The organism is Moritella sp. F3 (genome assembly GCF_015082335.1).
In the GTDB taxonomy this organism is placed as follows: Bacteria; Pseudomonadota; Gammaproteobacteria; order Enterobacterales; family Moritellaceae; genus Moritella.
Genome location: NZ_BLRL01000003.1, coordinates 62,925 through 85,740, shown reverse-complemented (window position 1 = coordinate 85,740; position 22,816 = coordinate 62,925). Strand labels below are relative to the sequence as shown.

18 protein-coding genes are annotated in these 22,816 nt (G+C 40.8%); 1 reads left to right on the top strand and 17 read right to left on the bottom strand.

The window, feature by feature from the left end; genetic code table 11:
• Positions 1 to 29: 29 nt before the first annotated feature.
• From JFU56_RS06650 to JFU56_RS06605, 10 genes are all read right to left on the bottom strand, one after another.
• A complete protein-coding gene (locus tag JFU56_RS06650; RefSeq protein WP_198436518.1) occupies positions 30 to 1,472 on the bottom strand; it encodes a PepSY domain-containing protein in 1,443 nt (480 codons plus the stop codon).
• A 185-nt stretch (positions 1,473 to 1,657) separates the two neighbouring features.
• Complete coding sequence (locus JFU56_RS06645; RefSeq protein WP_198436517.1) at positions 1,658 to 2,008, bottom strand: hypothetical protein; 351 nt, start codon at positions 2,006 to 2,008, stop codon at positions 1,658 to 1,660.
• A 115-nt stretch (positions 2,009 to 2,123) separates the two neighbouring features.
• On the bottom strand, positions 2,124 to 3,260 hold the full coding sequence (locus JFU56_RS06640) for a YdiY family protein (protein ID WP_198436516.1): 1,137 nt from the start codon (positions 3,258 to 3,260) through the stop codon (positions 2,124 to 2,126).
• A 186-nt stretch (positions 3,261 to 3,446) separates the two neighbouring features.
• A complete protein-coding gene (locus tag JFU56_RS06635; protein WP_198436515.1) occupies positions 3,447 to 5,762 on the bottom strand; it encodes an FdhF/YdeP family oxidoreductase in 2,316 nt (771 codons plus the stop codon).
• Positions 5,763 to 5,814: 52 nt separating this feature from the next.
• Positions 5,815 to 6,867: a formate dehydrogenase accessory sulfurtransferase FdhD gene (gene fdhD / locus JFU56_RS06630; RefSeq protein ID WP_198436514.1), complete on the bottom strand. Its 1,053-nt coding sequence runs from the start codon at positions 6,865 to 6,867 to the stop codon at positions 5,815 to 5,817.
• 334 nt (positions 6,868 to 7,201) lie between these two features.
• Complete coding sequence (locus tag JFU56_RS06625; protein ID WP_198436513.1) at positions 7,202 to 7,966, bottom strand: carbohydrate deacetylase; 765 nt, start codon at positions 7,964 to 7,966, stop codon at positions 7,202 to 7,204.
• Between the two features lie 11 nt (positions 7,967 to 7,977).
• Complete coding sequence (locus JFU56_RS06620) at positions 7,978 to 9,279, bottom strand: 6-phospho-beta-glucosidase (protein WP_198436512.1); 1,302 nt, start codon at positions 9,277 to 9,279, stop codon at positions 7,978 to 7,980.
• A 3-nt stretch (positions 9,280 to 9,282) separates the two neighbouring features.
• Positions 9,283 to 9,603, bottom strand: a complete 321-nt coding sequence (locus tag JFU56_RS06615) for a PTS lactose/cellobiose transporter subunit IIA (protein WP_242065890.1) — start codon at positions 9,601 to 9,603, stop codon at positions 9,283 to 9,285.
• 102 nt (positions 9,604 to 9,705) lie between these two features.
• On the bottom strand, positions 9,706 to 11,046 hold the full coding sequence (locus JFU56_RS06610) for a PTS sugar transporter subunit IIC (RefSeq protein ID WP_198436511.1): 1,341 nt from the start codon (positions 11,044 to 11,046) through the stop codon (positions 9,706 to 9,708).
• 83 nt (positions 11,047 to 11,129) lie between these two features.
• The gene (locus JFU56_RS06605) at positions 11,130 to 11,438 is read right to left on the bottom strand and encodes a PTS sugar transporter subunit IIB (protein ID WP_198436510.1); all 309 of its coding nucleotides are present in this window, start codon (positions 11,436 to 11,438) and stop codon (positions 11,130 to 11,132) included.
• 798 nt (positions 11,439 to 12,236) lie between these two features.
• Between JFU56_RS06605 and JFU56_RS06600 the strand changes: the two genes are divergently transcribed.
• Positions 12,237 to 12,581, top strand: a complete 345-nt coding sequence (locus tag JFU56_RS06600) for a PilZ domain-containing protein (RefSeq protein WP_198436509.1) — start codon at positions 12,237 to 12,239, stop codon at positions 12,579 to 12,581.
• 89 nt (positions 12,582 to 12,670) lie between these two features.
• Here JFU56_RS06600 and JFU56_RS06595 read toward each other — a convergent pair whose 3' ends face one another.
• From JFU56_RS06595 to JFU56_RS06565, 7 genes are all read right to left on the bottom strand, one after another.
• A complete protein-coding gene (locus JFU56_RS06595) occupies positions 12,671 to 13,930 on the bottom strand; it encodes a glycosyltransferase (protein ID WP_198436508.1) in 1,260 nt (419 codons plus the stop codon).
• Positions 13,931 to 14,033: 103 nt separating this feature from the next.
• Positions 14,034 to 15,119, bottom strand: a complete 1,086-nt coding sequence (locus JFU56_RS06590) for a hypothetical protein (protein WP_198436507.1) — start codon at positions 15,117 to 15,119, stop codon at positions 14,034 to 14,036.
• Positions 15,116 to 16,498 (bottom strand): DUF3131 domain-containing protein, encoded by a 1,383-nt coding sequence (locus tag JFU56_RS06585; protein WP_198436506.1) that lies wholly within the window; start codon positions 16,496 to 16,498, stop codon positions 15,116 to 15,118. Before JFU56_RS06585 ends, JFU56_RS06590 begins: the two co-directional genes overlap by 4 nt.
• Positions 16,499 to 16,531: 33 nt before the next feature.
• Positions 16,532 to 17,917, bottom strand: coding sequence for a DUF3131 domain-containing protein (locus tag JFU56_RS06580; protein ID WP_198436505.1), 1,386 nt, complete (start codon positions 17,915 to 17,917; stop codon positions 16,532 to 16,534).
• Positions 17,918 to 17,941: 24 nt separating this feature from the next.
• On the bottom strand, positions 17,942 to 19,258 hold the full coding sequence (locus tag JFU56_RS06575; RefSeq protein ID WP_198436504.1) for a DUF3131 domain-containing protein: 1,317 nt from the start codon (positions 19,256 to 19,258) through the stop codon (positions 17,942 to 17,944).
• Complete coding sequence (locus JFU56_RS06570; protein WP_198436503.1) at positions 19,248 to 21,098, bottom strand: glycosyltransferase; 1,851 nt, start codon at positions 21,096 to 21,098, stop codon at positions 19,248 to 19,250. Before JFU56_RS06570 ends, JFU56_RS06575 begins: the two co-directional genes overlap by 11 nt.
• A 21-nt stretch (positions 21,099 to 21,119) precedes the next feature.
• Entirely contained in the window at positions 21,120 to 22,811 is a 1,692-nt protein-coding gene (locus JFU56_RS06565) for a glycoside hydrolase family 9 protein (RefSeq protein ID WP_198436502.1), read from the bottom strand.
• Between the last annotated feature and the right edge of the window lie 5 nt (positions 22,812 to 22,816).

The window sequence follows — 22,816 nt, the reverse complement described above, 5'->3', positions numbered from 1 at the left end:
TTTATCTATTTTAATCAGAGACTAAGGTACTAATTAAATGCCACTTTCATTTTACTCACTCGATTAATGACCAGCCAATCAATCAGTAATACCAAGGCGATAGTACCACCAGCCAGCGGTAACATAACTGATAGGGCTAAGATCGTAATCAACCCCACTTTCCAAACACCTTCATGCTCAAATCGGGGCGGAGCACCTAGCACTTTTTTACCCTTAGGTCGGCGTATCCACCACATCACGCCACCTGAAATGGCGATGAATACAAAAGCCAAACAAAATAGTACATTCACTATTTTATTCAATACACTGACGTCACCTTGATGCAGGGCGATACCAGCAGCCATAAACTTCGCCATGGGGTTATATTCGTTCCAAGTAACATCGGCTAAAACCTCACCCGAATATTGGTCAATATGGGTAGTCCTATCCAACCGAGGATCGGTAATATCACCGCTCATAGTATTTGCCGCCAAGGTATAAACCCCAGTATCTGCCCCCGGAAAGTTCAGTTTAAACTGGGTAAAGCCAAGGGTTTTAGCTTGCGCCAATACATCATCAACGCGCCATTGAGAAGCCATGTTCATATTCTCAGCTGACATGGCCGCCAACATCGCGGCATGATCATGTGACTTAGGGACTAACGTTTGCTCTAAGTTCCATGGCATTTCTTCTTCACTGCCGTGATTCATTGATGCGTGGTTTTGACTAGAAAGTGGCACATTATCCCATTTCTCTGCTGGAAAACTACTCCACGCCTGCACAAACTTGCCACCCCAGACACTTGCCCATGCTAAACCGGAGATAAAGAAAAACAACAAGACAAAAGACAATAGTCCGCCAATATTGGCATGTAAGTCACGCATCAATATACGAGTGCCATTTGTCGTTCTAATGTGAAGGAAACCGGCTTTGCTGGCTTTATCTCTTGGTATCCATAAATAGACACCTGTCACTAATAAGATCACGCCCAAGCTTGCGGCTATTTCAATCAGATAGTCCCCCCAATCACCTAACAGCAAAGTACCGTGAATATCATTAGCGAGTTGATACCAACTATCACTGCGATCTATCGAACCTATAATGTCGCCACTATATTGATTAACCGTCACAAATATCGTCTTACCTGTATCGAGAGTAATGGAAAATCGATTAGCCAAGTCAGGGCTAGGTGCAGGCACGAACTGCGTCATGGTTGCATCGGGATAAGCGAGTAATACATTATCAATTTGCGTAGAAACAGCCACTGTTGAGGTTTGTGGAACGACTTCCAATACTGACTGGTAACGGCTAAATTCAATCTCATCATCGAACAACATGACCAGACCCGTTAAACTCAACATCAACATAAATGGTACAACAAACAGTCCTGCATAAAAGTGCCAGCGCCACGTTAAAAAGTAACGGTGTTTTGAGCGTACAAGAGCCTCGCTATTCGCTGTAGCGTTATGGTCAAGCGTATTAATTTTCGACATTTTTGTATATTCCTTTCTACAAAATCCCTATCGGTTAACGATGGTCATCCATATAAACTAAATTTTTCGTCATCAATTTCCGATAAGCACAAGCGCCTAACGGTATATTAACCACGTGAATACGCCGTACGCTCACAGTACGATTACAATGAACAGTACTGTTACGAGTACAACGATAATTTGAATTAAGAAAGGACTGCGGGCGGTGCGCGAGGCACTTGCCATTGATGACGTATGCTATACGCTAAAAATGAGTAGTGATCTTGAATTGAAAAGCTAACGCGCACCAATACTGGCGCGGTTAGTAACGCGAGATCATGAAAAGAAGAAAAGTGACTGAATGGGCAAGGTTTTCCCTCATGACTTTGAGGTTTACCTTTTTCGATTTGAACCAGTTCCAGTCCATTGACGGTACACAACGTCGCCCATACACCAACACTATTATTAGCGTTAAGCACGGGCATTAGCGTGACGAGAGCCCAACTAAGCAGGCTAGCAAGCAACATTGATTTTTTAAAATAAGAACTGTGTTTCATACGATACTCTATAGATTTGTATGGAGTGTACATAAATCTATAACATATCGCAAAGAATGTAACATGTGGTTAACGTTGGGGGGGGGGTTAAATTGTAACTGCTTTATAAATAGAACTAAAAAGCAAACGATAGCCCGAAATTCAGTTTATAGTCATCTTTCTGTGGCGTTATATTACTTGAATTTGCTTTAGGGTTAGAAAGGTGATCCCACACAAGTTTAATACTAAAATCTAAGTCCTCTATCATTTCAATATCTAAGCCTAAGTTATTAGTGTGTCTAATCCCACCAGCTGAGTGTGTGGACCAGTTAAGATCGTAAGTATGGCTAAGGTCGATGTTTTCAGATAATTCATAGTCTATTTTAGAACTCATTAATGCAGTCGGGCTCATTTCATCATCAGAGTCGCCCTCTTGCACTGTGTCAAAGAGCGTATATTGAATACCAGGTCCGAGCGACACATCCCATTCAAAATTTGATTGCGTAAACAGAAAATAACCAACCTGCATAGAGCCATTAATACGATAGGCAATGTTTTGAAATTTATCGCTATCTACCGTCATTTTTATAGGTCGGAGAAAGAGACGAGGGCTCAAGTTAATGTCATAAGAGCCATCGACTATATGATTTCTAGCGGTATTTTCACCGGCGCTTTCCGCGATGTTACTTGCGTATCGCAATAGCACCCTTGATTTAACTGTTTTACGTTCAGCATCGACACTAGTGGCGATGGACAATTCATCAGTATTACCTTTACTAAAATTCGCGCCGATAAAAAAATCAACGTCCCAATGTTCTCGCTCAGTATCGACGCCGCGATAAATAGACACGACCTGGTTAACAGGCACCCGAGTTTGAACTTTATTACTGATAATTAAAGTGTCTCCTGTAATTAAAAGAGCGCCGGTGTGCACTTCACCAGAATTCAACAATACCTTGAATGAATGCGCAGTTTTCAGGGTTTTGATATCTTCTAAATCAATTTCCTGATCGCCAAGATCATCACTATCAAACTCAATCGTTTGATCGAAAGAATTTTGATTTTTCTCAATCGTACCAATTAATTCGCCTTTGAGTGTTTCGCCGGAAATCAGTTGAACCCAATCATCTGTCGCTTTAATCGTGATAGGCAAAGGCGCATCATTGGATGATAGTGTGGAAAGAGTTGAAGGACTGGAAAGTTGAGCAAAGCTCGGACTCGTCATACTCAGAGCAGTAATAAATAAAGCAATGGGATAAGCATAATTCGTCATAATTTAATGCACCTAATAATAGCAATGAGACCACAATACAAAGTCTAACTTATAATAAAGTCCATTTACATATCAATACGTTGAGTTAGTACCCAATTATAGCCTATTCATACAGATAAAAAAGACCCTCAACAGTTGGTTAGCCAGCTATTGAGGGTCACTTCAAAAGATTCAATAAACTAAAAGTTAAGCCATCACAGTGTCAATTTTATTACTCTTCAATACAGCCTCGGATAACACCACAGGAATCGCTTTCGAAATTGGCGTATCACTCAAATCCCCTTTGCCATCGATAGATACCAAGGGGTTAGTTTCAGGGAAATAAGCAGCAATATTACCTGCTGGTATATCATAAGCAACAAGTTTAAAACCAAATACTTTACGTTCGACGCCATCAGGCCACAGCGATTCAATATCGACTAATTGGCCATTAACCATACCTAATGCTGTAATGTCCTTTTCGTTAACAAAAAGGACTCGACGTTCACCAGAAATACCGCGATAACGATCATCAAATCCATAAATAGTGGTGTTGTATTGATCGTGTGAACGCATGGTTTGCAATACAAATACCGGGTCGTTACTAAGCTCACGTAAATTTGCAGGCAGTAAGTGAACTGGCAAATCATGTCGCATGAATTGTGCTTTTTTCGATGCTGTGTTCCATTGCCTCTGCGCTGCACTATTACCAAGGTAGAAACCACCGGGCTGCTTGACCTTATCGTTGAAGTCACTAAAACCAGGGATGCTTTTTGCAATGAGTTCGCGTATTTGGGCATAGTCTTCAATAACCCAATCCCAATCAATCGGTTGCTTACCCAGTGTCGCAGATGCTATACCGGCAATAATCGCAGGTTCAGAACGCATTTCACCAATATCCCCTGCGACGACACCAGCAGAAGCATGCACCATGCTAAACGAATCCTCGACCGTGATGCTTTGCGGCCCTGAGACTTGCATATCAATATCTGTACGTCCTAAACAAGGTAATATGAGCGAGTCTTTACCCGCGATAAGATGTGTACGGTTTAGTTTTGTGGCGATATTAACCGTCAGATTACAGTTGGATAGCGCTTGCTTTGTTAACACTGTATCAGGTGTCGCAGCAGCAAAGTTTCCGCCTAAACCAATAAATACCTTACTCTCGCCAGCAAGCATCGCTTTGATCGCTTCAACGGTATTGTGCCCCGCTTCTGTCGGCGCTTTGAAATCAAATTCATCGGATATACTTTTAATAAATGCAGCGGTTGGCTTTTCATCAATCCCCATCGTGCGATCGCCCTGCACATTACTGTGCCCTCGCACTGGACACAATCCAGCGCCTTGCTGACCCAACTGGCCAAACAATAGCTGTAAGTTAGCGATTTCTTGAATGGTCTTAACAGAATGTTTATGCTGCGTAATACCCATCGCCCAGGTAATAATTACCCGCTTTGCTTGGCGATAAATGTTGGCTGCGTGCTCAATTTCAGATTGTAATAAGCCAGCTTGCTCGGTGATGTCATGCCATGATGTTTCTTTAACAGCGTTTAAGTACTCATCGAGGCCTTGGGTATGATCGGCTATAAATGCATGCTCAAATATAGATGCCCGCCCTACCGCTAATTCAGCTTCATCAATCTTGCAAAGCGCTTTAACCATGCCACGAACAACCGCCATATCACCACCGAGTTTAGGCGTAAAATAACATTGGCTAATTTGCGTCGAGCCATCGGTTAGCATTTCAGTCACTGACTGTGGGTTGGTAAAACGCTCTAAGCCTCTTTCTTTTAGCGTATTGAACGTAACGACAGCAGCACCGCGACGGGATGCCTGTCGCAACGTATCCAACATGCGTGGATGGTTTGTTCCGGGGTTTTGACCAAACACAAAAATAGCATCAGCATGCTCAAAATCTTCCAGTGTCACCGTGCCTTTACCGATACCTATAGCTTGCTTTAGCCCTACACCACTGGCTTCATGACACATGTTAGAACAATCAGGAAAGTTATTGGTACCAAACTTACGAACAAAAAGTTGATATAAAAAAGCCGCTTCATTACTCGCCCTGCCTGAGGTATAAAACTCAGCTTGATTAGGGCTTTCAAGCGCATTTAAATGTGCTGCAATAAGCGTAAATGCTTGCTGCCAACTCACGCCTTCATAGCAGTCCGTCACACGATTATACTTAACAGGGTGACTAAGCCGACCTTGGGATTCTAAAAAGTAATCACTTTGCTGTGTTAACCAGTTTACCGGATGTTTAGCAAAAAAATCGGGAGTAACACGCCTGCTTGTCGCTTCCCAGTTAACCGCTTTAGCACCATTTTCGCAGAACTTAAACCGCGTTTGTTCTTTCGATTCGCCCCAAGCACAACCAGGGCAATCAAAACCTTTGTCTTGATTGGTTTTAAGTAAGTTTCGAATATTACGTGATACATTCTCACTTTTGACCAAATGCTTCGTCGTACTTAATAGCGCGCCCCAGCCACCAGCCGAACCTTCATATTTTTTAATTGTCATTGTGATCCTCTATATCAATTATCTATTACAGGCGTCGATTTCAGGCGCTAACTTAAGATTCTGCATTATCATTAAGCAGGTTTAAACGGAAAGCACCATGATAGATATTGAACCCACCATCACGGCTAAAGCCTATCAGAGTAAGGTTAAAGCGTTTTGCCATGTTGATTGCAAGGTTTGAGGGTGCGCCGACAGCCACTAATATAGAGATACCCGACACCAGTACTTTTTGAACTAACTCGAAGCTGATCCGCCCGCTTAGAAATACAATTTTGTTCTGCACATTAAGTTCTGTGCTTCTTGCCAATTCACCCATCAACTTGTCTAAGGCATTGTGACGACCGACATCTTCACTGCTCAGCAATAACTGGCATTTTTCATCGAATAAGGCGCAGCCATGTACCCCTCCGGTTTGATTAAACATTGATTGATATTGGCGAAGTTGCTCACTGAAATGAGGTATCATATGACCAGATAACCACCCTTCGCTCGCATCTAAATCAGCAATATTACGCAGTTCTAAAGACTTTATAGACGACTTGCCACATACGCCGCAGCTGGAAAATGAGGTGGTATCTCGACTTATTAATGCCCAATCGACTACAACACTTGGTGATAGTTGTACATGTATTTCATTTTGGTTTGCTTTATTTTGGTGAATGTCATTGTGCTCAATGTCATCTAAATCAAACTGTTCGTTAATGCCAACAATATCATTAGCACTGTTGATAATGCCTTCAGCCAATAATAACCCTGTGACCAAATTACGATCGTCACCGGGTGTTCGCATCGTCACTAAGTAAACTCGTTCTTGCTCTTTGCCTTCAAAGTTACTATAAATAAGCCTGATCTCTAAAGGTTCTTCGATAATCACGGAATCAATGGCAAGGCGAATATTCACGCCATTTATCTGCTGCAAAGAACACATCGCCACACCCGTTGTACTTGACGCTGGGTTTGACATTACCTGTGGCATACGCACCTGACGGCTATCTTTTAAAGTCGAGCGCTGATAAGCAACATGAAAGGCATCACTTTTATTCGCGAACGTATCGTTTCGATGAACTAACGTATTGCCTTTGGGATTTATCTTTGGTTCAGCCATTGGTACGCCTCACTCGACTAGATCTCGGTTAAAAATGGATATGCGCAAAACAAGATCATTACACTACCGCTTACTAAGCAATAAACATATCGAGAAAATTTGTTCATTTGATAAGAAAAACTTATCAGTTTACGTCATGTAGGATAAACAAAGGGGTCATCAAACAGCTGCAGTGAAAGTGCGCTTTAAACATTTCGTTATTCTGTGATGTCAGTCTAAGGAGATAACTATCGTTGGTAAGGCTCACGGGGATTAATGGCTGCATAATTATATACAGTATTAGTCATAAATACCCATTACCTCTACTTGATGCAATGGGTATCATGTAAATATGTTAGTTAACAGAAGTAAAACTGACACACTCAATTCGATTGACCTCTAGCCAATCTTTTAACGCTTGCGAAGTGAGAATATTAAACTCATCAACACGCTTATCAACATAACTCGATAACGTCGGTAATAACGTATCCCCAGCTAATGTTGTATGACTCATTAGCTCTAACGTCCCATCTGGGATCTCTGCATTAAACTCAAGAATCAATGCTTGCAGTTGCACTAATGTGACCCCTTCAGCATAAAATCGAGCACTAAATCGTTCTGTTGTCGGAACCGTCAACCCCTCACTGCCAGATGTAACATGGTCAACACGACGTACTGGTATCCCGGTATCATTGGCAAAAGCAATAAATGCTTTTTTGTACGGAGGGAATACCGCAGCAAAATGATGACTATCAATATGGGTTAATTTAATTCCCGCATTGATGGCTTTATCATATTGCGCTTTAAACTCGCTATAAGCTTGGTCAAAACTGAGAGTCTCAGATGCGATCACTTTATCTTGCTTTAAAAAGAAGCCATCACTGTCAACTAAATCAGGGACAAGGCTCGGGTCTAAAATTGGCTTACCACTGGTAAGCGTGACATGTAGACCAACATTCGGTATCAAGCCCAGCTTAATTAATTCAATCGCATGATCGGTTGCAGGTTGGTTCATCATGATCGTGGTTGACTGAACAACACCGATTTTAAAACACGCTACAACAGACTCATTTACTTTTTCAGTTAGACCTAAATCATCTATGTTTACGATTAGTTTCATAAATCACTCTGCTACTTAGTGTTAAACTGAGGTACATACTTCGCATTCAGTTCAATCATTTCATCTAATATTTGTTTTGTTACTGTGCCTTTACGTACAAGCGGATTAATTGTTAAGGCTTGTAATGCCGCGCCATAATCACCAAATACACCCGCTTCAACAGCCAGTTCTTCAAATGCTTTTTGCAGTTGTAACGTGCCACGAATTGCCGGATTGGTAATAGGTGCAACGTTAAGAGGCTGTGGCCCACATGAAGTGATCACAGACGTTGCTTCAATTGCGCAATCATTTGGTAATTCAGAAATAGTACCGTTGTTGCGAATGTTTACGTGCATTAATGTACGCTTATCATTGTGAATGGCATTAATTAATTCACACGCAGCTTCCGAATAATGTGCGCCGCCACGCTCTTCTAATTGTGCAGGTTTAACATTCAGATTTACATCTTCGTACAATTTGAATAGTGCGGTTTCAATTTCTTGAACCTGCTCACCACGAGTAACATAACCTTCTGACTTAACTTCTTTTTGCTCTAAATCATCTTGCTTGTAATAATACTGATGATAACCACACGGTAATACACCCAGATGTTTTAACTGCTCAGGCACCCAAGTCACTTCGCCTAAGTTTTTAGGCAATGCAAAGTCTTCACCAGAACACACTTTATCGATTAATTCACCAATGCGATCTTTACCGTGGTCCCAAATATGGAAGGCGTGAATAAAGTGATTTAGACCTGCAAATTGCACCTGTAGATCTTTCGTGCCCATCAACTCTTCAATACCAAACTGCGTACATACTGGCACATTACATAGGCCAATTACTTTTATGTTTGTATGTTTAAGTACCGTTTCAGTGATGATACCCGATGGGTTAGTGAAGTTAATCAACCAAGCGTCAGGACAGATTTCTTCCATGTCTTTACACAAAGAAAGCGTCACTGGAATAGTACGCATTGCTTTAGCAAAACCAGCGATACCATTGGTTTCTTGACCAATCATGCCGTATTTATTACCCAGTAATTCATCTTGTACACGCGCAGGGATCATACCAACACGCATTTGTGAGCAAACATAATGCGCACCGGTTAATGCTTTGCGACGATCAAATTCAATGTTCAATTCAATATCAACACCAGCATTCTCGATCATACGTTTCGCTAATGCGCCAACAGTCTCAACTTTGTAACGGCCGTCTTCAATATCAAACAGATCAATGTGTGTGACAGGTAGTTCGTGATGGCGATTAATGAAGCCTTCGATAATTTCAGGTGTGTAACTAGAACCACCACCGATAATTGTAATTTTTAACATGATTTAGTCCTCGTTTTGAATTCGTCTTTGCAGTTCAATTATTTCGAATGCTAGGTCTTTACACAACATGGCATTCATAATGTGATCTTGAATATGCGTTAAGATAAGCGTCATTTTGACTTTACCTTCACCTTCGTCGAAGCTAATAAGCTCAGTCTGCGATTTATGTACTTCTTCTAATGCTTCATCTGCCGCTTTAAGTGATGCTTTTGCTGATTCGAAATCACCTTGCCTTGCTTCTACCATTGCTTGCATTACAGCAGAACGCGCAGCACCAGCTTGGCATAAAAGTGTCATCAAAAACTCTTCTGTAATTTCCATCATCCGTTCCTTCATCTTGCATTATAATTTGAGACTTTAATTGGCCATCTCTTACCCTAAATTGGGATGTAAAAGATGGCCATTGTAAATACTTACTACTTGTTATTAACCTGCAGTTGCTGGTGATAGTACTTTTTCATCAGCCTTTTCTTCAAATTTTTCTTGTGCTAACAATTCTTTTTCATACGCTTTGAAGAATGGGTAGAAGATTAAACCACTCACGGTGAAACAAGTTGCAACGATAACGGCAGCGAACATCGAGTTAGTCGACATTACAGCACCGATTGGCGCAGGCATTGTCCATGGTGGTAAAGCAACAACTTTAGATACTAGGTCTAGTTTGAATGCACCCCAAACGATACATGCGTTAACTAATGGTGCAGCAATCCAAGGGATAAAGAAGGTTGGGTTCATTACAATTGGTGTACCAAACGTCACAGGTTCGTTAATGTTGAAACAACCAGGGATGAATGACATTTTACCAATCGTACGTAAGTGAGCAGATTTAGAACGAGCCATCATACAAACAAGTGCTAATGTACCGCCTGAACCACCAACGAATACGAAGAAGTCCATCACAGGGTTAATGAAGATAGCTGGTAACTCTCTACCTGCTTCAAGTGCTTCTTGGTTTGCACCTAGGTTGATTAATAGTAGTGGACCAATGATGCCACCAACAACTGATGCACCATGAATACCAGCAAACCATAATAATTGGATTAATAAGATAGCGAGTGCAAAGGCAAAGAATGTATCAGACGCAGCAACAAGCGGCTTGAATAATGCCATGATGCCGGTTGCAATGTTAAGGTCAAAGTTACCTAATAAACCATTGATGATTTGTACAATTAAGATCATCACAACAACAGGGATAAGAAGATCAAACGACGCTGATATTTTTTCTGGCACCGCTTCTGGCATTTTGATACGAATGTTCTTTTCAACAAGGAAAGTTTGTAGTGTTGGTACTAATAAACCACAAATGATGGCAGTAAATGCACCTGCACCACCTAAGTAAGCCATCGGGATCACACTACCTAATTCACCACCAACCCAAACAGCTGGAGCAACTGCGAGTAGGAAAGAGAACATAGACAGCATACCTGAGTTCATTGGGCTAACACCTTTCGTGTTAAGCGTCTCTGCTAAGTTGTATGCAATACCATAAGCAGAGTACATAGCGAAAATACCCATACTGACAAAGAATGGACCAACAATATTGTCACGACCGATACCTTGTACAACTGAATTCCAGCCATCTAAGAACCAGTTACCTGTACCTGGAGGGTTAGCGAATACCAGCAGTAAAGAACCAACAATCAAGAACGGCATTGTTGAAATGAAACCATCTTTGATGGCGCAAATATGCTTTTGACTAGCGACCTTACCTGCAATAGGTGCGATAACACGCTCGACAAAATTCATGGTCGAATTGATAAGTGACATAAAAAACTTCCTTATTTATAAAAATATGTATTGAATCACTGTAAAAAAATGCGCAGCGACAGCACTACGCATAAATTAATTATTTAACTCGCTTTTAAATCAATCGCTTGCTGTAAAATTTCTTTTCCCTTCATCATGCCGTATTGCATCATGTCAATTTGTCCGCACGCCACATTTTCTTCTTCACAGCGCTTGCTGAATTCAGCGAATTTGTATTTAACCTGTGGAGCAACCAAACAAACATCGTTTTTCTTCAGTTCTGTCTCAAATGCAGAAATAGAGTAAGCATTAATTTCTGCAGCAACACCTGACGCCTCCGCAGCTTGACGCATTTTATTAACAACCATAGACGTTGACATACCAGCTGCACAGCAAAGGAAAATTTTAATCATTTTATATAGCCTCTTGATTTTAAAACTTAAAATTAATTTTAGGATGTGTTGTAAATTTATTTTCAATCGAATTCACGCATCCCCTTTTGAGGTATATGTTGCGCCAATGTTTTTTTATTTACAAACCATAAAAACTTAATTTGTGATCTGAAATATGTTTCAGGTACAATTATTTAGTACGCGTAAAAAACAGATTATAATATATATTACAGATACATAATTTAATGCGTGGTATTTACTAAAATCAATCAAAAACAAAAAACAAGCAAATACAGCACCTTAAGTGCAAATCGATAACATTGAATTAATATCCCTACTATCAATTAGAATTTAAGCTCTAGGTTGAAATTAAAAATATAAAAAAATCACTAAAAACGATTAAGTAACACAAACCTTAATTTTTATTGCGAATTAACTTTGATATAGATCACCCTATTTGGAAACAGGCATCAAATAGGAAGTAAAAACGAGGATAAACTTAGATCAAAAAAGACGCCTAACTGGCGCCTTTTTCTATGTATATTAACCGGGGGAATTACGTATAAATAGACATTTTACGGGGTTGTAATGTTAAATATACCTGAATAACATAGACTAGTGTTAGCATTTGAATTAGACACTCATAAACATGATCACACACTTGGTATAGATCAAGCTCACAAACATAAAATTAACTCACACAAGTTAACGATTACGCTGCTACTTCATTGTTATTAAACTAAATTAATAAGTAGCACGCTGAATAACACAGCAATAGCGTTACTCGCTTTCAACTCTAAATTAACATATGGATATTCTATGTTTAGTGTAAAAAAAGATCTCTCTTTAAAGCTTAACCGTCAGCACGCGAGATTTAACTATTGGAAAAAACACCCTGTGTTATATGTAAACAAACTAGGTATCTTTGACTTTTTCAGGATAACGATTGAAGTTGAGAATATATCTGAATCAGGACTACTTGCAAAAGTAACCACGAAAGGTAAATTCACTGCTGGTGAGAAGCTAATTCTTGAGTTTGATAATTATTTTACCGAAGTGATCCCTGCATCTGTCATTCGCTGGGAACCAGATAATCAGTTACTTGCTGTGGCATTTAATCGAGAAATAAAACTGATCGAAAGAATTGCACTGAACATTTCATGATATTTATTCACCTAATGAACTAAAAATCTCAACATGCTCTTTTAACTAAAGCATGTATGAGATTTTTACCTGAGTCATATCACCGTGAGTTAAGCCGCTTGTACTGCTTTTAACCACCCTTCAATTTCTGCTGGTGACATAACATTAGGATCACCTAACTGAGAGTCAGGCGTGTCAGCTAAGGCTTGTGGCAAGGTATCAATAATCCTTTCAAGCACTTCATGCGATAAGATCTGCTGTTCAAATACAGCTGCCATCTCTTGGTTATGTACCGCATTGCGTACTCTTACCGCTTTAATCAGACCATCAAGCAGCGTAAACCAAGTCGTCATAGGCCCCTGTACAATTGATGCTGATTCTGCAGCTGAATCGATAAAGGCAAATGGCACCGTGACAATCTCCGTTTCCAACTCCATTGCCGCTAAAATCCAATCGGTATCAAACGAGAAGTCATAGACGGTAGGTGACGCCATGATTTTAATGAGTACTTCACGGCTATAAAGCTTGAACGCAGCTTGCGTATCCTTAATACCTTGGCTAAATATCTGCTGACCAATCATGCGCTGCATATGACGTAAGGTTTTAATACCAACACCCCAACGCTCTTCCTGCTTCACTAAGATTGAGTCTGCGTGTTTACGGTTACCCAGTATGACTTCATAGTTTTCAGTGATAAATGGTTTTAACAATAAGCCAAGCTGGCCAAGGTGTACTGAATTATCTGCGTCGGTATAAACAACACAATCAACGTCATGAGCAAGTGCTCGCTGACAACCATAGACAATGGCGCCGCCCTTACGTGAATCGTCCACATGCTTTAAATTTTTCAGCGGTCCGGTCGCAGCAGGAATAACATCCGCTAAACGTAGTACTGACACCGTGTACCTATCAGGATGGTCGACTAATATGTTACTGGCAATACTGGCGCTACCATGTGGGCAACCATCATCGACAGGATAAAGACGCCAGCTTACAGGTGTGCCATTCGTGATCCAATTGAGTTGATTAATTTTGACATTCAGTGAGTCTTCACCATGGGGATTATCACTACTTTTTTGTAGTAGACGGTGATGTTCACCCCACATCGCAAAAACGACACCAACCACCATAGGCTTAGATACAGTCAATAGATAGCGCTTAGATTCCACCAGTTTAATCGCTAAACGAAATTCCAGAGGGCAATCACTTTCTCTTGCTAATGTTTGATAATAAGTAGTCGGGATATCTCTCAAACAATACAGCGTATTAGCTAAATTCAAGAGATTTTTTTGATGTGAAGCTTCCGTTAAATCAAACTCGTTGCTTGAATTTAGCAGTACTTGTTGTACTAGTTCATGTGATGTTTTCATCGCTAATCCTTTATTATCATGGGTCCTTAGTCTTAATAATAAAGGTAGTATTTGAATAGTGATTAGACACAGGGTAAGTGTCAAAGTTTGATGTGAATCGACTTTATTCTTTAATTACTGGGGCAAAGCTACGGCGCTGTAAAGCCTCAACATTTTCATCTTTTATTGTTGCCATATTGCCTCTTGCAAGTGGGTTTTCCTGAAATTGTTTAACGTCCGGTTCCCCCGTCAGCTTTGGCGTCGGTGTTAAGACTGGTTTAACATTAATTTCAGGTTCGATTTCATTAATTTCAAGCTCTATCTCATTAATGTCCACGAGAGGCTCATGCTCTATCGCTGGCTCATCTATAACAATAGGTAACGATAATCCAGCAGCAGGAATACGTGATGAGACACCTTTTGGAACACCCGCCTTAGGAACCGTACTTTCAGAACTCACGGATTCAGTGAGCATCTCTTCAGTCGTTGTTTCAGGAATAGTTGTTTCTGTCATCATCAGTTCTTGCACATTCTGCTGTTCGTTAATGTCACTGTTTATCACCACAGGCGTGATCTGGTTACCTCTGAAAGTGGCGGTTCCCAAACCTGATAACTTTTTATTCGGCTGAAAAGCACCTTTATAATTAACAATAGGTTGCTGCTGATTAACAGCCGTAACATGACGCTTGCTACTGAGTCCGAGCTTAGGAGAGCTAAATGTGAAAACCGCTAATTTATCATTCCAAACCTGTAAAATAGACAAATCTTGCTGCCATTTATCAGAGTCATTAGCCGTCAGATCATTAACCTGCATAAATGCCGACAACTGCGTATTCGTGGTTTCAAATCGTTGATGCAACTGCTTTTGAACTAAGGGCCAATTCGTCCCTCCAGTCATTAAATAGCGGCCACTATCCGCCCAATACTGATAAGCAATAACATCATTGGTTTTCTCTGCAGACATAGCAGCAAGCGCTTCAGCCAATCCTGCGTATTGCCACATGTGACGATTACCCAACTTAGCTTCGGAACGTAAAAATACCAAGCTTAATTGATGCCATTGCTTAGCGGCCAATTTATACTTTCCCTGACCAAGGTAATGGTTGGCTTTACTGTAATATTTTAATTCAACATTAACCGGTTGCGCATACGCGGTAACTTGATAACAACAGCAATATATAACCAGTACTTGCCTGCCTATTTTTATCATTCAAATGTCTCCACGTGACATTTCCCAGGATGATTAAAGCGAGAATTAAAGCGTACGTCTCGATGCTCTTTTTCTTTGCCTGGTTGATATAGCTTACCATTGGCTTTATACAATAATGCCTCAAGTACACCTGCATTGGTTTTTAGTGTAATACTCTTTTCATAACTGGCATTTAATTCATAACGACCTTCGTACCAACCTCGTGTAGGATCATACAGCTCCCTGACTAAAACCAGCAGGCGATCAGTATAATCTGTTTTCCACAATGCCCACATTTGAAAGGCAACCCGAGTCGACACTAACGCAAGTTCATCATAAACATTACCGTCTTCGGCAACAGTTAACCACGGCGTACCTAAAGCATAGATACTGTCATAGACAAAATAAGGTTCGCCCTCAACGACATGATCACCACGAGCCGTGTAAATTCGCTCTTCATCCCAACGCGACTCTTGTACACGGTAAACAGCGTCAGCCATTGCCGAAAGAACGTCATCTGAATGATAACTATCGAGAGACCCCGTATCAGTAATACCATCCCAGTTAAATTCTAATCCAAGCTGTAAATAAGGCGTGCTCATCACCGGTCTTAAAACGTTGTAGTGACGGGGATCTCGACCGTCAAAGAGCAAGTCTATGCCGTTGATAGTCGCGACATCATAAGGATCCACTCGCATACTTTTTGATGGCACGATCTGCCAGTCTAAATAGCCGTATGAACTGTACTCTTCAACACCTAGACGCCCTTCTTGAAAGCGTTGTGGCTGACCGTTCACAATAGAGCCGCCAAATAACGACCCCTCTTCATTCACCAATTCACAAAAATTCCAACGTAATACTGCTTTGTCTACATATTCCGAAAACTCTTGGTTACGTTGCTTAACCAGCGCTAATGCAATTAATATTCGACCAACATCAACCGACGACCAACCAATATCATTTGGTTGCATGCCATAATCAACCATCTCACCCGTGCTTGTTGAATACGCTAAATTAGGCACTGATAATTGACTTAAAGGCATCTCAACCAAAAAGCTAATGACCAGCGACAAGCGTTCATCATGCTCTTTAGTCGTGATCAATTCGAATTCTTGCGCGGCCATCAACGCAATTAAATAATCGGCAATCGCGCTCATATTCGTACTAGGATAATTATCCATAGAATTGACTAGGCCGGTTTTTAGTTGGGTATTATTCTCTACGTAGAGCCAGGCTGTTTGCGCCCACTGCATCTCGTCTTCGCTTAATGCACCGAAGCGCCCCTGACGGATAACTTGAGATGCACTAAATGATGTAATCCCCTCTTCCACGCTTTGGTACACAACCCCACATGAGGTTAATAATACTGCAGAGCATGCCACCATTAGTTTGCTCAACATTGACACTCATTCCTTAAGTAACCCACCATGATGTTAGATTTTACGAGGTAAGCACTTTCCCTCATAACCAAATGGTGATTCTAATGCTTTATCCCATAAACTTGGTAACGGCTTACTTTGGTAACGCATCAATTTACCTTGTTGTTTGAATAATAATATTTCCAGTAAAATACCGTTATTATTTGATGTGAAAGTATTAATTAAGCCAGTGCCATTTTCAAAGATACCTTCATAGAAGCCTTTTTCACGGTCATAAAGATGAGAAATGTGATCAAACAACAGGTCTGTATATTCTGTATCCCACAATGCCCAGATGCCCATTGCACCTTTCACTGCTACCGCAGAGTATTGTGGTAGGTATTCACCGGTTTCGGATATCGTATTCCATGCATAACCGTCAGTATAAAGCGTGTCATAGACAAAATAAGGTGCACTCGCTAACTGATGTTCAGTACGGGCAGTAATAATACCCGTGGCTTCATAGCGAGCTTCTTGAACACGATAAATCTGCAGGGCAAATTCAGCCATCCAACCATTTGAATAGGAAGTATCAGGTCCAGAATGATCTGTCGATAAATCCCAACCTAATTCGATACCATCGAGTACATAACTTTCAGTTACCACATAGCTGTGAGCTTTTAATTTACGCGGATCACGGGTATCGTAAGGGACATCATAACCAAATAAATTAATGGTACTATAAGGTTCTGGCATTGACGCAGTTTTCGTATCAAACCCCCATAACTGGAACCCTTTTGCCGCGTATTCTTCATAACCTAAGCGGCCTTCTTGTAAGTACTGAACAGGTTTACCCGGCTCTAATAATGCACCAAACATCAAACCGTCTTCATCAACAATATTACAAAAATTCCAACGTAATACTGCAGAATCAATACCCGTCGCATATTCAGGGTAGCGATTTTTAATAAGGTGTAGCCAAATTAACAAACGCCCTAAATCCAATGCTGAATAACCAATTTCACCAGGCTGATTGGCATAATCTACTTTCGCAGCATTTTGTGTGTTATAGGCTTTATTCGGCATCTCACCACGGAATAAATCCATGGTATTTAACGTGGTAATAAAACGGATAAGACGGCGATCATATTCTTCTTTTTCGATTATACCCAGTTCTAGCGCACTCGTCATACCCGCTAAATATGACGCCGCATCCCACCATGTAACTGACGGGTAATTGTTTACCGCATTCACCAAGCCTGTAGACTCTTGGTAATTATTCTCAAAATATTTCCATGCGATACGCGCCATATCCATTTCTTTTTCAGTCAAATCCCCCTGTCTTGCAGGTGGGATTGACCAATGGCTTTTTCTATCAACGATGTCTTCTGAAAAACTATTATATTTACTGCCACAACCAGAGACCAGTAATCCAGCCAGGCAAACCATCGCTATGCGCATATAAAACTCCCTGTGATATGCAAACTATTTCGCACCAACACGTAATAATGTACCATTTTGAACATAAGCAAGAGACTCTAAAATAATACCATTGGTATTCGCAGTAATCGCTTTATTAAGGCTGCCATCACTTTCGTAACGACCTGAATACCAACCTTTTTGTGCTGAATACAGGCTTTTAACATCACCCATTAACAGGCTTGTATACTCAGTATCGTACAATGCGTACCAACCGAAGGATGCTTTTGTAGATAATGTCTTTAAATGTGACGCATCTTCACCTGAGTCAGAAATAGCGTTCCATTCTTTACCGTCAGAAAACACCGTGTTATAGACAAAATAAGGCGCTACATCGACATTATCTTCACTCACTGCGGTTAAGATACCAGAGCGCTCATAACGGTTTTCCTGCGCTTTATAAACGCGATAAGCAAAGATTTCTGAAATACTATCAGCACCAAATTCTAAGCTATCTAAAATATATGATTCACTCACCACGTAGTTATGTGCATGGTACTTAGCTGGATCGCGTCTATCGGTAGGAATATCAACACCATCAATATTAATCAGTTCTAAGTAGTCGATATATTTCATCGCATTAAATACATCGAGACCCATTAGCGATAATGCTTTAGATGCATATTCTTCATAGCCAATTCGACCTTCTTGAACAAGTTCTAGACCACCCGATTTAGCAGGACGAGAACCATACAGATACCCTTTATCGATTAAAGCACCAACATCCCAGTGGTTCAAAATATCGTTAACGTGCTTGTTGTAATTTGGGTATTGCCAGATAAGAATGTTTAATGGCACTAAAATACGACCAATATCAATGGCAGACCAACCGATGCCATCAGCAACAGGATTATTAGCATAATCCACCATTTCCAATGTTTGCGTGTTATAGGCTTTATTCGGCAATTTACCTTCAATTAGCGGTAACCTTGCTAGCGTGTGTAATATTTTCTCCATCTTCAAATCAAAATCTGCCTGGCTAACAATATTCAATTTTTCAGCGGCAATCAATCCCATAAGATAAGATGCAGTATCCCACATCGTCGTCGAAGGATAACCATCAACGGAGTTTACAAGTCCGGTATTCTGCTGCACATTATTATCAAAATAACGCCAAGCTGTCTTTGCCCACTCATATTCTTCTTCTGTTAAAATACGGCTTTCACGCATTGGAATAGGCTCTTCCGTCGTAAACGATAGATTACCTAATACTTGTGTGTACTCACGAGTTTCAATTGTAAAAGCAATGACTAACGCAGTCACTAGACCACCAATAAATACAAAATGGTGACGCGCTTTAATTAAGTTTTGTTTAAACGCCATATTCAAATCCCTCTGATTCTTGTTCTTGTTTTTTTTCTGTTGGTGGAGTCCAAAATGCGGCGGCAATCATGCCCCACATCGCCATCATATTATTCACAATCCAAAAACTATTCAGTACTAAACCACCAAATGAGTAATCACCAAAACTGCCCGTGACATAGCTAAACCAAGCAAAACACATACTAAATAAACTTAATACGAACACCCCTATTTGCGGTGATACTAGCTTCCAAAAAGTACCGGTTTGACGTTCTTTGGGGGTTGTAGGAAAGCTGATTTTACGGCCTCTAAGCACCGTCCATAGCGCCCGTAGATTGACCGGGAAGAAAGACAAGAAATTGGTTTTACCTTTATAACCTGCGACCCCCCAAGTACCCAACATCATGGCAAGTTCAGCGGTAATAACAAATGGCAAGAAGTGCATATAGAATGTCGTATCATAAGCACTTACTGGCGCAAGGCTGGTAAGGAAATAAACGATAGGACAAAGTAAAAAGATAATGTTCCATACAGCCGACAAGTTTGACCAGAAACTGGCTAAATACATCGCTTTTTGTTTTAACGACATGCCTTTTTTAAACAGTGGATTATCATTCATAAAGATATCAATCGAACCACCAGCATATTTGAAACGCTGCACAGTCCAAGTCTGTAGATCCTGTGGCGATAGCATTTTACTTTCCACTTCAGGATGTTGTACAGAACGCCAATTACGTTCCGTATCTGAATGTAAAACAATCGAGGTATAGATATCTTCTGATACATGAAATTTATACGGTGTAAAATCGGTATCAAACAAGATCTCTTGACGTAAATTAGCCGAAATATCTTTATCTACTTCTTTTTCTTTAGTTAATTTACGAATTTGCTTTTCAATATCTTCTTGTGACTGGCTTATTTGCGTGCTGTAGCTTCGTAGTGCAGCTTCCATTACGGCTTCACGACGGTGAATAGAACCCGCGCCACAACAGAAAGAAGCATTAACCCAATTACGACGGCGCTGGATCACGTCATAAAACATTTGTGGATCATTAACAAACGGGTCTTCGCCTAATTTGACTGGTCCATAGCACTTTTCAATTAAGCGACCTAATCCGCCCCCTACACGCCCTATTTTCCCCTGTAACCAATCAGGTAAACGTTGGCCTTCAGGTAAGTCAAAGAACCACTGCGGTGTTTGTACCCAAGCCACATCAGGATCACGGAAGTAACCGAGAGTGTGCTCTAGTATTGTAGAGAATGGACGAGTATCAGCGTCACAAATAACGATAAAATCGCCATAGCTTTGCTCTAACGCATTTTTAAGATTGCCCGCTTTAAAACCTTCGTTGTTATCACGAGTAATATATTCAACATTATATTCCGCTGCTAACGCGGCCATTGCTGGGCGACGACCGTCATCGAGGATGTATATTTTAGTTTCAATTTCAAATGGATAAGTGATGTTTAATGCGTCACGAATACTCAAGCGAACCAACTCTGGATCTTCATCATAAGTAGGGAAGAAAATATCAACACTGATCGGTCTATCTTCTTCTGTATCCGTAACACATTCTGCGAGTTTAAATGGCGGTGATTGCTTCGGCTCGTCTTGGGTTTTCCACAAATTAAAGGTAAATAATACCGAGCCAATAAATGCACAAGATTCAGCAAATGCTAATGGTAGCGAGAACCACAACGCATCATAATTTAACGCAAAGCTCCAACGCCACCATAGATACCACACACCGAGAGTCAGGTTACAAGTCGCTAAATATTGATAGGCAAGCTCACGGCTAAAACTATATTCGGATGGTTTTGGTGGCTTACGATGCTCAAACTCTTTGAAATAAAAATCCATCTTCTTTCGCTCCAAGTAACTTTAATTAAAATAGCTATTATGTACAGCTAATAAACCTATTAGACTGGCGTTATAATCAATTGCAAATTCATTCACTGCATATGATTTTTCACTGTCCACATAACTCATCATCCCTTCATTTTTCGGGGCAATCCCTGCTTGTGCTTTTTCGTTAGGCCCACCAACTAAGAAACCAGGTAAGCTAATACCCGTAGATATCCGGTATAAGTGATGTAGGTTACGCACCGCATAAGTGCCAGTATGAGTAACAAAACTCATGTTAAATGCGTTAGCACCTAATAAGTAATCAATCTGCGACTGCACTGCACCACGATAATTACTCGTCTGTGACGAAGCATCGGCAGCCGCCATTAACACCCCAGCCTCTGCTGTCATTTTATTTGATCCCCAAATAAAACGTTGGTTAGCAATGGCAAAAGGCGCTATTGCAGCTTGGTCTGAATAACGTTTGGCTACGTCCTCGACGTCTTTACGTAATTGCACTGTTAGATCAGTATCAACAGATTCGATAAGATGGGAAATCCCCATTAACGCCGGATTTTTCCATTCAAAAATGGCCACAAATTTTTTATCGTATAAATCATCAAATTCGGCAAGATACTTGGCTTGTTCTGTACTTAAATACAGCTCTGCGAGCGCCCATAAACGGTCATCTACATCCGTTTCTAATGATGCTTCATTGTCTTCAGGGTTTTGAACATAAGGTCCTGAGCCACTATCATCACCTTTTTGCCAATCTATATATTGTTCTGGCTGTTGCTCTAAATAGCGCCATGCATGAATCGCAGACTTTAAATAATCACGTGCTAAATTTGGTCGCAAAGGTTTCAATACACGAGAAGCGAATGCCATCGTGGCTGCAAATTTAGCAGTTTCAGGCGTACTAACACCGTAGATATAGCGCACCTGCTGATCTTGCCAAGGGACTATTTTATCCGGCCATTTAGCACCTGAGACCTTGCGATACACAGCGCCATCTTCGCGCTGCATTTTACCTAACCAGTCCAAGCCATATACCGCTTCTTCCAAGATGGCTGGTAATGCACTGTTGGCATTATTGCCAGCCATAAATAACGCTGGCGATTGACTGTAGGCTTCCAGTAAACGCGCAACCGTGATCGTGGTCGTCGCAACATATTTACCGTAATCCCCCGCATCATACCAACCCCCCGTCATATCTAATTGCTCTCCCGCTTGATGATAATCATCACTGCGGAAAATAACAGCATCTTGAACATGACTTTGTGGTCGATTCATACCTGTTGTTTGATCGAAGATTGCACTACCAGAACGTTGTAAATACAATGCTTTAACAAGTCGAGCAGCCAGTCCCTTATAAACATTATCGGCGATCTGAAACGGTGCAGAGGTAGCCGATTTACTTTGCAGTTGATACCAACCAGGCTGGGTAACATTGGAGAAATTAATTGCTTTAGATCCAGATTCAATCGTTACGCTGAAAACACCCGCGTCATTTTCTCTTGTTCCATTGCCTGTAAGTGGCTCTGCACCAGCTGTATCCATTGAGATTAAACTGACTAATTCTTCTGAAGGGTTTAACCAGTAGGCTTTTTTATCGCCGTCAGGTAGATAACCAAGTTGATTAACAACGAGTTGATTACTGCTTTGCTCACTCATAGCTGCACTAGAAAAAGCTAAACTTAATAATGTAACAACGACAATCCTTGCCATAATTA